A 12,506-nucleotide genomic window follows, 5' to 3' on the forward strand; every position below is an offset into this window, starting at 1 on the left:
GCGGCATCGGTCACGAATGTCAGTTTAAGCTATGGAATCATGACGCATTCGGCATCGAACTTCCAACCGCACGAGAACGAGCCCCTCAGCGAGGCTACGACGCTGGCTCCCGGCATCACTCTGGTGGCAACGCCGCTGGGCAATATCGCCGATGCCTCCGACCGCTTGCGCGGTGCGCTTATCGACGCCGATATCATCGCCGCGGAAGACACCAGGCGGGCGCGCAACCTAGCCACAGCGCTGGGCATTTCCCCCAAGGGGAAGTTTGTTTCGAACTTCGATCACAACGAAGAGAGCCGCACTGAGTCGCTGATTCAGGCGGCGAAGGCGGGACAGAAAGTCATTGTGGTGACCGATGCGGGGATGCCGGTGGTGTCAGACCCCGGCCTGGCTGTGGTGGCGGCTGCTCACGACGCGGGTGTGCCGGTGTCCTGCGTACCGGGACCGAGCGCGGTGACTACCGCATTGGCTCTCAGCGGCTTGGGTGTCGGCCACTTCTGCTTCGATGGCTTTGCACCTCGTAAGCAGGGGGCGCGCCGGGCCTGGTTGGAATCACTGAAGACAGAGAAGCGAGCCTGTTGTTTCTTTGAGTCGCCGCATCGGTTGGCTGTTACGTTGGCCGATGCCGCGGAGATTTTGGGTGAGGAGCGGCGCGCGTCGGTAAGCCGTGAGCTGACCAAGCGTTTTGAAGAGACTCGCCGTGCGACGCTGGGGGAGCTGGCTGCGTGGGCGGAGGAAGGTGTCCGCGGCGAAATTACGGTGGTGATTGAAGGCGCGGGGCAGCAGGCAACGGAGGTATCCACGGAGGGCTTGGTTGACCGCGTGGAGGAGCTCGTGGCTGATGGCATGCGACTGAAGGATGCCGCGAAGCAGGTTGCAGCAGAGGCGGGAATGACGAAGCATCGAGATCTCTACCAGGCCGTTTTAGCAGCTCGGGACGAAAATCGTTAACTGATTGTTACTTTGTGGCGGAAAATTCCTCGGCACCCGACGGTGAACAGGGGAAACGTCGTTATTGGGAGTTTTGTAATTCAGACGGGAAATGAGGAAAACCTGAGAGAATCCACATCCTGAGTTGAAATCCCAGGTCAATGGTGGACATGGTGGAGGAATGACGAATCCACCAGAGCATGAAATACAACAAGAAGTAGGGGAGTCAGTCGTCGGCGAAGTCAGGGCCGACGATTCTCACGCTCCCGTGAACCTCGGGGTTACCATCCCCGCCGTTGTCGCAATTCTGGCAATCATCGTCTGGGGCCTGGCGTGGCCGGATAGTTTCTCGACGTTTGCATCTAGCTCTCTGAACTGGGTCGTGGAGAACATCGGCTGGCTGTTTATCTTGGCCAGTACCGTCTTTGTCTTCTTCATTGTGTCCATCGCGATTTCCAAGTTCGGTCACATCCGCTTGGGCAAGGACAACGAGAAACCAGAGTTTTCCACGCCTAGCTGGATTGCGATGATGTTCGCCGCCGGTATGGGCATCGGTCTGATGTTCTACGGTGTCGCTGAGCCGCTGACCTTCTATCGCGATGGCGTGCCGGGCCACCAGCCGAAGGAAGTCGGTACCGCCATGGCTTCGACGATGTTCCACTGGACTCTGCACCCGTGGTCGCTCTACGCCATCGTCGGTCTCGCAATTGCTTACTCGACCTACCGCCTCGGCCGAAAGCAGCTGATTTCGGCGGCGTTCATCCCGCTCATCGGCGCGCGTCGCGCTGAGGGGCGGTTGGGCAAGCTTATCGACGCGCTTGCGATTTTTGCCACCGTCTTCGGTACGGCAGCCTCTCTCGGTGTTGGCGTACTTCAGATTTCCGCCGGTTTGGAAATCAACGGGTTCAACGCCATCAAGGGCGCACCTTTGTGGATTGGTCTTATTCTCGTTCTGGGCTGTGCCTTCTTGGTCTCTGCACTGTCGGGCGTGGGCAAGGGCATCCAGTACATCTCGAACTTCAACATGGTTGCCGCAGGTCTGCTGGCTCTGCTGGTGTTGGTCCTCGGCCCTACCGTGGTGATTCTGAACCTGATTCCGACCTCTATTGGCAGCTACCTGGATTCCTTCTTTGAGATGGCCTCCCGCTCCAGTGCTTCCGCTGACGGCACCGCCGGTGAATGGCTCTCTTCCTGGACAATTTTCTACTGGGCCTGGTGGATCTCATGGTCGCCGTTTGTCGGTATGTTCATCGCACGTATTTCTCGCGGCCGTACTATCCGTGAGTTCGTCTTCACCGTCGTCGCCGTTCCGTCGATTGTCTCTGCAGTGTGGTTCTCCATCTTTGGTGGCACCGCCATTACCCGCGAGCAGCAGGGTGCGTCCATCTACGGTGACGGTTCGGCCGAGAGTCAGCTGTTCAATCTGCTGGAATCCTTGCCGGGTGGCGCGATTACCTCCGCTATCGCAATGATTCTGCTGGCTACCTTCTTCATTACCTCGGCAGACTCCGCCTCCACGGTGATGGGGACCATGAGCCAGTTCGGTCGACTCACAGCGTCGCGCACGGTCACTGCTATGTGGGGTATTTTCACCGCTCTGATTGCCATCGTCCTATTGGTCACCGGTGGCAGCGATGCCCTGTCGAACCTGCAGAACATCACCATTTTGGCGGCAAGCCCGTTCGTCATTGTTATCTTGGCGCTGATGGTGTCGCTGGTTAAGGGGCTTTCCGACGATCCGATGTACCTCGATGACAAGGAACAGCGTCAGTTTGCCCTGCGCATGGCTCGTGAGCGCCGCCTGGCGGAAGCGGCCGAACAGCGCGAGCGCCGCCGTGCTCGTAAATTGCGCAACTAGCTTTCCAACAGCAGCGGTGCGGCCTTGGCCTCAATCTCGGCCCATTCGCCCTCGGGTGTAGACCCGATGGTGATGCCACCGCCGATGCCAGCTTCGACCCGAACTCTCCCCGAGTTCGGGTCTTTTGTGTACTCAGCGGTACGAATACCGACATTGAGCTCAAGTGCATCCCCGTGGGCCGCACCAATCGCGCCGCAGTGAGCGCCACGGGGTTCGGGTTCCCACTCGCGCAGAAGCTCAATTGCTCGCAGCTTCGGTGTACCGGTGACTGAGGCCGGTGGGAAGCAGGCTTCGATTAGTTCAGCGTGGCTGAGCTGATCGGGAAGCTCCGCGGAGACTGTGGAAAAGAGGTGCCACACGCCCGGTGCCGGACGCACACTGAGCAGGTCTGTGACCTTCACGGTGCCGGTCTTGGCAACTTGACCGAGGTCATGGCGCACCAGGTCGACAATCATGATGTTCTCGGCGATGTCCTTGTCGCTGCGCAATAGCTCATCCGGGGAGTGGTCAGCGGGAATCGTGCCTTTGATGGGAGTTTCAGTCACGCTTGTGCCTGCGCGGATGAGGAACTCCTCAGGACTCAGCGAGGCCAGGATTGGAATTCCAACATCGAGGTTGCCGGGCAAGAATGCTGCTCGAGCCGGTTGATACCGCGCCACGCGGGAGGAAAACCACGCGCCGGCGTGGGCTAGTGCAGCGTTGTCCACTTCGACGTCCGGGGCCAACTCCGCATTCAGCTCCGCGTGAAAGCGTGTGGAAATGCAGGTTTGGTACACCTCGCCTGCGGCAATTGCCTCCTTACAGTTCTCCACCGCAAGCTGGTGGTGTTCTCGGTCACCCTGATCCCACTCCAGTGGTGTGGCCGCGGGGAGCGCGTCGGCACGCGTGTCTTCGTGCGAGTAGTTGATGGCCTCCTGAAGGGCTTGGAAATCCGGATTGAAGGGGTCACCGGTGCCAGGGCCGTCGAAATGCCACGTGCCGTCGTCGGCAAGCAACGCGACGCAGGTAGCGACCCCGTGCGCGCTGGTGCCGGAGTAGGGGCGGAACCCAAAGATCCACGCATCGGGGTCGGGGCTGGAGAAAAGCTCTGCCGGATCGCAGGCAGCGAGCTCGACGTTGGCGGCGAGAACCGCGCGATAACCGAACCAGGAGCCGATGAGTGCGGCGGGACGATGACCGGCAGCGATAAGACGCGCCAGCGCAGTGGTCGCACGCGAAGTGAAGTCAGCAGCCGAGCCGGAGGAGGTAGACCGAGTGGACATAGGACATAAGCGTAGTGACTGCGCATGCGTGCGATGATGGTAGGGGACAGTTCATGTGGACTTCATGAGGACTCCGTAAGGGACACAGTTCATCGCGATGGCAGGTCATCTATTACCCTGTTAGATATGTCTCGCATTTTCACAGCAGTTGCGTGGCCGTACGCTAACGGTCCGCGACATATCGGCCATGTTGCAGGTTTCGGAGTCCCCTCGGACGTTTTCGCTCGCTACCAGCGAATGATTGGCAATGACGTGCTGATGGTCTCCGGTACTGATGAGCATGGCACGCCGCTGCTTGTGCAAGCGGAGAAGGAAGGCGTTTCTGTCCAGGAATTGGCCGACCGTTACAACCGCCAGATTGTGCAGGACCTCGCGGGTCTGGGGCTTTCCTACGACCTGTTTACGCGCACTACCACGCGCAACCACTACGCGATTGTCCAGGAGCTCTTCCGCGGGCTCTACGAAAACGGCTACATGGTCAAGCAGACCACGATGGGTGCGATTTCCCCGTCGACAGGTCGGACGCTGCCGGATCGTTACATCGAAGGTACCTGCCCAATCTGTGGTGCGTCCGGTGCCCGCGGTGATCAGTGTGACAACTGCGGTAACCAGCTTGACCCGGCCGATCTGATCGATCCGGTGTCGAAAATCAACGGCGAGACCCCGAAGTTCGTTGAAACTGAGCACTTCCTGCTAGACCTGCCAGCGCTGGCAGAGGCCTTGACCGAGTGGCTTCAAGAGCGCAAGGACTGGCGCCCAAATGTACTGAAATTCTCCCTGAACATCCTGAAGGACATCCGTCCACGCGCAATGAGCCGTGACATTGACTGGGGTGTTCCGATTCCGCTGGAGGGCTGGTCGGAAAACGGAACCAAGAAACTCTACGTTTGGTTCGACGCTGTCGTCGGTTACCTATCCGCTTCCATCGAGTGGGCCTGGCGCATCGGTGACCCGGAAGCGTGGCGCAAGTGGTGGAATGACCCGGAGGCGCTGTCCTACTACTTCATGGGCAAGGACAACATCACCTTCCACTCCCAGATTTGGCCGGCTGAGCTGCTGGGCTACCGTGGCGAAGGCTCCCGCGGAGGTAAAGTCGGGGAGCTCGGTGAGTTGAACCTGCCGACGGAGGTCGTCTCCTCGGAGTACCTGACCATGTCGGGCTCGAAGTTCTCCTCTTCCAAGGGCGTTGTCATCTATGTGAAGGACTTCCTGGCGGAGTTCGGTCCGGATCCGCTGCGCTACTTCATCGCCATGGCTGGTCCGGAAAACCAGGACACCGACTTCACCTGGGATGAGTTTGTCCGCCGCGTGAATAACGAGCTGGCCAACTCCTGGGGCAACCTGGTCAACCGCACCGTGTCCATGGCTTTCAAGAACTTCGGTGAGGTGCCAACTCCGGGCGAGCTCACCGACGCTGACCGTGAACTGCTCGACCTGGCTGAGCGCTCTTTCGCCGAGGTCGGCGACGCACTCGCACTGTCCCGTTTCCGCGCCGGTATTACTGCCGCAATGCACCTGGTCGGGGAGGCGAACGCCTACATTGCTGCGCAGGAGCCGTGGAAGCTGGCGAAGGACGAGTCCCAGCGTGAGCGTCTCGCCACTGTGTTGTGGACAGCGCTGCAGGTAGTCAGCGACGCCAATGTCCTGCTGACCCCGTACCTGCCGGAAAGCGCGCAGAAGGTCTTCGAGACCCTGGGCGGCGAGGGCATCTGGGCCGCAATGCCGGAAGTCCAGGAAGTCGAGGACGACATGCCGGTCGAACCGGTCGGCGCAGACCTGCCGGCAGAGGGCAGGAGCTACCCAATCATCACTGGTGACTACGTCAATCAGAAGGCCGCCTGGCATCGCTTCGACATTGAGCCGGGTACGCAGCTTGCCAAGCCGAAGCCGATTTTCTCCAAGCTCGACTCTGAGTTGGCTGAGCACGGCCCTGAGTGGGCACAGGTGAAGTAGGGGCGCAGTAGAAGAATGGGAAAGCGCAAACGCAAAATTGCAGAACCCGCGGAGTATCTCACTCCGCTGTTTGACGCCCACACGCATCTCGCGTCCTGCGGGGCGCAAACTCCGGAGGAGATTGCGGCTCTCATGGACCGTGCCGCCGCAGCGGGCGTCGTCGGAGTTTGCACGGTCGGCGATGGCATGCCGGAAACCGAACTGGCCTTTACCGCCGCACACGCGCACCCCAACGTCTGGGCCGCCGCCGCCATCCATCCGACGCGCGCACACGAGCTTGACGACGACGCCAAGACCCGTCTGACCGACATGGCTGCCGACCCCAGGGTTGTGGCCGTGGGGGAGACGGGATTGGATTGGTACTGGTTGGATTCTCTCGACGGCTGCGCGTCGAAGAGCGAACAGCTGGCTGCGTTGCAGTGGCATATGGAGCTCGCAGCAACCGTCGGCAAGCCGTTGATGATTCATAACCGCGACGCCGATGAAGATCTGATGGCGGCGTTGGACGGCTATGACAATACGGTCATTTTGCACTGCTTCTCCTCGCCCATTGAGGTTGCCCGCGAGGCCATTGCGCGCGGTTACCTGCTGAGCTTTACCGGAAACGTGACCTTCAAACGCAATGATTACCTGCGGCAGGCTGTGGCTGAGGCGCCGGCGGAGCAGCTGCTGGTGGAAACCGATGCTCCGTACATGACCGCGGAGCCGTTCCGAGGTGCGCGCAATGAGTCAACTTTTATCGGTCATCAGGCGCGTGCGATGGCTGCGGCCCGAGAAATCGGGGCGGAGGAGATGGCGCAGATTTTGACGGATAACGCACGTCGGGTGTACGGCATTTAAGCACGTGCCGACGTATTGCCGCCCTGAGCTGTGGAAATGCAGCCGGGGCGGTTTGTTGTATTTCCCGTCACTTTTATCGATATATTTTAGACAACACTGAATCTTTACCGTACTGTTACAAACTGTATTTCTTTCATCTGATAGCTGCCCATCCTCCGAAAGGCTGTGACGAACCCCGTGAGTGCTGCGAAGAAGCGTCATCTCAATCGTGCTAACGACGGAGTCTCCACTTCGTCCAAGATCGCTGCTGGCGGTCTGGTCGCTGCTGTTGCTCTGGGTGGCACTGTCGCAGCATCCAACTACGACACCATCACCGTCGAAATTGACGGCAAGGTCGAGCAAATTGCAACCTGGTCCAAGGATGACAAGGCCATTCTAGAGAAGGCTGGTGTCGAAACCACCGGCGGAGACCTGGTTCAGCGTCAGGGCGACCTCACGGACGGCGGCAAGCTGGTCTACCGCTCTGCCAAGCCGGTCACGATGATTGTCGATGGCAAGCCGCAGGAGCACAAGACCAATGCCATCACTACCGATGAGCTGATTGAAGGTCTGAAGAAGCAGGGGCTCATCTCCGATAAGGACAAGGTCGAGGTCGAAAAGGGCGAGATTTCCGCTAAGGGGGTCGAACTCGACGTCGTTCGTGCCAAGAATATTGTGCTTCACGACGATGCCAAGGACATCGACCTGACCGTCCCGGCTTTGACCGTCGGTGATGTACTGGCACAGCGTGGCATTGAGCTGCGTGAAGACGACACCGTTGAGCCGGGTCTGGATGCGCCGGTCACTGAAGGCATGCGCATCGCGCTGTCTCGTCTGATTGATAAGACCATCACCGAGACTGAGGAAATTCCAGCTCACGAGAACATCATTGAAGATGATTCGATGTTCGAAGACGAGCGCATCGTTGAGCAGGAGGGTGAGCCGGGCCAGGTAGAGCGTCAGGTCAAGGTCACCTCTCGCGACGGCGAAGAGCTTGGACGCGAGGTCCTGGAAGAAAAGGAGCTAAAGGCTCCGGGTATCTCCACTATCCGCCAGGGCACTAAGTCTCGCATTGCAGCTCCGGCCGCTGGCTACGGTGTGTGGGATCAGCTGGCTCAGTGTGAGTCCGGCGGCGACTGGGCTATCGATACCGGTAACGGTTTCTCCGGTGGTCTACAGTTCACCGATTCCACCTGGGCAGCTTACGGCGGTACTGAGTATGCACCGCGTGCATCGCAGGCTTCCCGCGAGCAGCAGATCGCTGTCGCCGAGCGCGTCCAGGCTGGTCAGGGTTGGGGTGCATGGCCCGCTTGCACCGCTTCCATGGGGCTTCGTTAAAGCTAGTTCAGACTAGCCAAAACGAGCTAAACCTATTTTGTCTTTTGACCCCGTAGTATCTAACTGTGACTAAAGCAGAAGTTTCTTTCCTGGGGCCGGTCGAAGTGCGCGACTTGGCGGCGCAGTTGGATATTGTCCCGACGAAGAAATTGGGGCAGAACTTCGTCCACGACGCCAACACCGTGCGTCGAATTGTCGCTGCGGCGGACTTGCCGGAGGATTCCTACCCTGTTGAGGTCGGCCCCGGCTTGGGCTCGCTGACCCTCGGGCTGCTCGAACACTGCGGCCGCGCCGCGGCTGTTGAAATCGATTCTCGGTTGGCGGAGCGTTTGCCCCAGACAGTCGCTGAGCGCGCTGACGGCTGCGCGCTAGAGCTCATTGAGAAAGATGCGTTGAAAGTCAGTCGCGAGGACTTTCGGACCGCCCCAGATGCGCTGGTGGCCAATCTGCCATACAACGTTTCTGTACCGGTGCTGCTGCACATGCTTGCCGAGCTCCCCACCATCCGCCGCGTGCTCGTGATGGTGCAGTCTGAGGTCGCTGACCGGCTGGCGGCTCAGCCGGGCTCCAAGATTTACGGCGTCCCCAGCGTCAAGGCCGCCTACTACGGCACAGTGCGTCGCGCCGGTGCCATTGGTCCGCACGTCTTTTGGCCGGTCCCGAAGGTTGATTCCGGGCTTGTGCGCATTGACTGCTACGCCCGCTCCGACGCTCCTGAGAACCCCAATGCCGCCGATGCCCCCGAGGCTCCGTGGGAGATTTCGCCGCAATTTCGCGCGCGCCTTTTCCCGCTTATCGACGCTGCTTTTGCGCAACGCCGCAAGACCCTCCGTGCGGCCCTATCGGGGATTTACGGATCTGGTGCCGCAGCCGAAGAAGCGCTTATGGCAGCGGGGATTGACCCCAAGCAGCGAGGAGAGAAGCTCGAAATTGCCGATTTCGTTCGCCTCGCTGAGGTCTCACGAGACTAGCGCTTTTAATAAAGGACAGGCGATCTTTCCCCCATGCACCGTGATGACACCCCCAGTAGGGCCGAGATCGGCCGGCGCGAACCGCGCAGCCTGGCTTGGACTAAGTTCTGGCCTGACGACGACGGCTGGGTGTGCAACTGCATAGTTTTCCGCGGTGACCGTTTGCTGCTTCTGCTGCGTGAATACGAGGGCTTCCTCGGGGGCCAGTGGGATTTGCCTGGTGGCAAGCTAGACGCGGGGGAGGAGCCCGTGGAGGCCGCTGTGCGCGAACTGCGTGAAGAGGCCGGCTTGCGCGCAGCGGAGGTCAGCGAATTTGCCCACTATTCCAATCCGGACTTGGGCGGGGAGAATTTCCGCTTCCACACGGTGACCTTTCTAGTACGCGAGGCCGACGACACGCAGAATGTCCAGCTCAGCGGCGAGCATCCGGAATTTAAATGGGTAACCCGAGAGCAGTTCGAGGAGCTGCCGGTGGCTTGGTATGTTCGGCGTGTGCTTGGCAACGTCGAATGGGGCACAATAAATACTCATCATGGCGAATCTGATTAATTGCGAGAATATTTCTAAGTCCTTCGGGCTCAAGACTCTGCTCGACGGCGTCAGCCTCGGTGTTCAAGAGGGCGACCGCATCGGTGTTGTCGGTTTGAACGGTGGCGGCAAGTCCACACTGCTGAAGATTCTGGCAGGCGTGGAGCCAGCGGACTCCGGACGTATTTCGCGAGCCAACGACATGGCCATGGCGCATGTCACCCAGGGCGCCGAGCTCGACCCGAATTCCACCGTGTTTGAGTGCGTCATTGCACCGCTGGGACTCGCTGAACACGAGTGGGCGGGTAACGCTTCCATCCGCGAGGTCCTCGATGGCATCGGTATCAATGACCTCGGTATGGATACCAAGGTCGCCAATCTCTCCGGTGGTGAGCGCCGTCGCGTTAACCTGGCGGCCGCGCTGGTCCGAGATCTGGATCTGCTCATTCTCGATGAGCCAACGAACCACCTCGATATTGAGGGTGTGCAGTGGTTGGCCGATCATGTCCTTTCGCGCCGGGCAGCCCTGGTCGTCGTCACGCACGATCGTTGGTTCCTGGATACCGTTGCCACGAAGACGTGGGAAGTCCACGACGGCACCGTCGATTTTTACGATGGCGGTTACAACGACTGGACGTTCGCGCGTGCCGAGCGTGCGCGCCAAGCCGATGCCGCCGAGCAGCGTCGCCAGAACCTTGCGCGTAAGGAACTCGCGTGGTTGCGCCGGGGTGCGCCGGCCCGCACCTCAAAGCCTCGCTACCGCATCGAAGCAGCTGAGGCTCTCATCGCCGATGTCCCGGCGCCGCGTGATTCCGTGGAGTTGATGGCGTTTTCGCAGCGTCGACAGGGCAAGGTGGTCGTGGAGCTAGAGCATGCGTCCCTGGAAACGCCCGACGGTAGGGAATTGCTTAACGACGTCACGTGGCGTCTGGCCCCCGGCGAGCGCATTGGCCTGGTCGGTGTCAACGGTTCGGGTAAGACCACTTTGTTGCGTGCTTTGGCGGGAGACTACCCCTTAAGCGATGGCAAGCGGATTGAGGGCAAGACGGTGCGCCTGGGCTGGCTGCGACAGGAGCTCGATGATCTGCCGCTGGATATGCGCGTGCTCGATGCCGTGGAGGATGTAGCGACCTACATTGACCTGGGCAAAAAGCAGATTAGCGCCTCGCAGTTGGCCGAGCGATTGGGTTTTTCCCCGAAGCGGCAGCGCACCCCAATCGCAGACCTTTCCGGTGGTGAGCGCCGTCGCCTACAACTGACACGTGTGTTGATGAGCGAGCCGAACTTCCTACTGCTCGACGAGCCGACGAATGACCTGGACATTGACACGTTGCAGGAGCTGGAAGACCTGCTGGACAATTGGCCGGGCACGTTGGTGGTCATCTCGCACGACCGCTATTTAATTGAGCGTATCGCCGATTCGACTTGGGCCCTCTTCGGCGACGGCGAGCTGACGAACCTGCCTGGCGGGATTGGTCAGTACCTGGAGCGCCGCGCGCAGCTGGCTGACTCGGCCGCTAGCGGCGGTACCTCTCAATCAAGTGCCGGTCGCACACAGGCTCGTGGTGAGGATTCAGCGGCGGAGGAACCTAAGCTCTCGGCCGCACAGGCTCATGCTCTGCAAAAGAAGATGAGTGCCCTGGAGCGGAAGATGGCGAAGCTGAGTCAGCAGGAAAGTGAACTGCACGCGCAGATGGCGGAGGCAAGCGCTGACGTAGCCAATCTGGATACCCAGAAACTTGCGGATCTGGATCGCCAGGCAGGTGAGGTGGCTGAGCAGAAGTCAGAGCTGGAGATGGAGTGGCTGGAGCTGGGGGAGCAGCTCGAGGGCTAGCACCTCACTTCAGCTACTAGCCGAGCACCCTAGGTATGAGCCGGGTACTCGTGGTCAGCGTGCCCGGTTCTTTCAATTTGCACCGTGGCGTGTTCAATCCCGTGGACGTCGTGAAGCAGTGCCTGCGCACGGTCGAGCAATGCGTGCTCGTCGCCGTTGGGGAGCGTGTCACAGCGCACGAGGTGAACAGATGCCAGCAGGTCGCTGCCGTTGAGGGACCAGACGTGGAGATCGTGGACATCGACCACTCCCTCTAGGCCGGACAGGTCAGCAGTGATTTTCTCAGTGTCGACGCCCTTCGGGGTGTACTCCAGCAACACGTGGAGACAGTCGCGCACCAGAACGGCGGCTCGGGGGACGATGAAGAGCGCAATCACGATGGAGACCACAGAGTCGATGGCAGTCCAGCCGGTGTATGCGATAGCGATAGCGGAGATAATGACGGCAACCGAACCAGCGGCGTCGACAAGCACATGCAGATACGCACCGCGGACGTTGACGCTTTCCTTGGCAGCCCCCGCGAGCAGAAAGGCCGCAATAACATTGGTGAGCAGGCCGATGACCGCGATGATGAGCATCGACGTGGTCTGAATTTCCGATTGTTCTGGGGAGCCAAAACGCCGGATTGCGCCCCAGAGAATCACAGCGGCAATGATGAAAACTGTCAGACCGTTGATAAGAGCAGTCAGAACCTCAACACGACGGTACCCGTACGTCGCGCGGTGATTCGCACCGCGCTGGGCGATAGCCAAACCGGCAACTGCCATAAGCAGGCCCGCGGAGTCCGTCACCATATGGCCGGCATCTGCCAGCAACGCCAGCGAACCCGAAACCAAGCCACCGATGAGCTCGGCGAGAAATACGACAAGAGTCAGACCCGCAGCCACGAGCAGGCGACGGGCAGGAGTATTCGCGGGGTCAAAATGAGCGTGGTCATGACCGTGACCGTGTGAATGACCGTGTGAGTGACCGTGGCCGTGCGAGTGGCCAGAGTGTTCAGTCGTGTCCATAAC

At 60.0% G+C, this 12,506-nt stretch carries 10 protein-coding genes; 8 read left to right on the forward strand and 2 right to left on the reverse strand.

The features are described 5' to 3' along the window. Positions 1–39 precede the first annotated feature (39 nt). The gene (gene rsmI / locus CRD13_RS08665) at positions 40–951 is read left to right on the forward strand and encodes a 16S rRNA (cytidine(1402)-2'-O)-methyltransferase (RefSeq protein WP_255467827.1); all 912 of its coding nucleotides are present in this window, start codon (positions 40–42) and stop codon (positions 949–951) included. Between the two features lie 160 nt (positions 952–1,111). Beyond that, positions 1,112–2,788 carry a BCCT family transporter gene (locus tag CRD13_RS08670; RefSeq protein WP_083327241.1) on the forward strand — a complete coding sequence of 559 codons (1,677 nt, stop codon included), beginning with the start codon at positions 1,112–1,114 and terminating at the stop codon, positions 2,786–2,788. Here the strand turns inward: CRD13_RS08670 and CRD13_RS08675 are convergent. Further along, complete coding sequence (locus tag CRD13_RS08675) at positions 2,785–4,050, reverse strand: aminodeoxychorismate synthase component I (RefSeq protein WP_187401523.1); 1,266 nt, start codon at positions 4,048–4,050, stop codon at positions 2,785–2,787. The genes CRD13_RS08670 and CRD13_RS08675 overlap by 4 nt on opposite strands. A 126-nt stretch (positions 4,051–4,176) precedes the next feature. Between CRD13_RS08675 and metG the strand changes: the two genes are divergently transcribed. The 6 genes from metG to CRD13_RS08705 all read left to right on the forward strand — a co-directional run bounded on the left by metG (position 4,177) and on the right by CRD13_RS08705 (position 11,493). After that, on the forward strand, positions 4,177–6,003 hold the full coding sequence (gene metG / locus CRD13_RS08680; protein WP_187401524.1) for a methionine--tRNA ligase: 1,827 nt from the start codon (positions 4,177–4,179) through the stop codon (positions 6,001–6,003). Between the two features lie 15 nt (positions 6,004–6,018). Beyond that, on the forward strand, positions 6,019–6,843 hold the full coding sequence (locus tag CRD13_RS08685) for a TatD family hydrolase (RefSeq protein WP_070437545.1): 825 nt from the start codon (positions 6,019–6,021) through the stop codon (positions 6,841–6,843). Between the two features lie 177 nt (positions 6,844–7,020). Then, on the forward strand, positions 7,021–8,160 hold the full coding sequence (locus tag CRD13_RS11100) for a resuscitation-promoting factor (protein ID WP_070595360.1): 1,140 nt from the start codon (positions 7,021–7,023) through the stop codon (positions 8,158–8,160). A gap of 65 nt (positions 8,161–8,225) precedes the next feature. Further along, on the forward strand, positions 8,226–9,131 hold the full coding sequence (gene rsmA / locus CRD13_RS08695) for a 16S rRNA (adenine(1518)-N(6)/adenine(1519)-N(6))-dimethyltransferase RsmA (RefSeq protein WP_070595362.1): 906 nt from the start codon (positions 8,226–8,228) through the stop codon (positions 9,129–9,131). Positions 9,132–9,164: 33 nt separating this feature from the next. Further along, complete coding sequence (locus CRD13_RS08700) at positions 9,165–9,680, forward strand: NUDIX hydrolase (protein ID WP_070429942.1); 516 nt, start codon at positions 9,165–9,167, stop codon at positions 9,678–9,680. Continuing rightward, a complete protein-coding gene (locus tag CRD13_RS08705) occupies positions 9,664–11,493 on the forward strand; it encodes an ABC-F family ATP-binding cassette domain-containing protein (RefSeq protein ID WP_048759872.1) in 1,830 nt (609 codons plus the stop codon). The genes CRD13_RS08700 and CRD13_RS08705 overlap by 17 nt, the downstream gene beginning before the upstream one ends. A gap of 29 nt (positions 11,494–11,522) precedes the next feature. Here CRD13_RS08705 and CRD13_RS08710 read toward each other — a convergent pair whose 3' ends face one another. Further along, positions 11,523–12,503, reverse strand: a complete 981-nt coding sequence (locus CRD13_RS08710) for a cation diffusion facilitator family transporter (protein ID WP_070429940.1) — start codon at positions 12,501–12,503, stop codon at positions 11,523–11,525. Positions 12,504–12,506: the final 3 nt, after the last annotated feature.

Origin of the sequence: Corynebacterium sp. LK26, from assembly GCF_014335085.1 — a bacterium.
In the GTDB taxonomy this organism is placed as follows: Bacteria; Actinomycetota; Actinomycetes; order Mycobacteriales; family Mycobacteriaceae; genus Corynebacterium; species Corynebacterium jeikeium_D.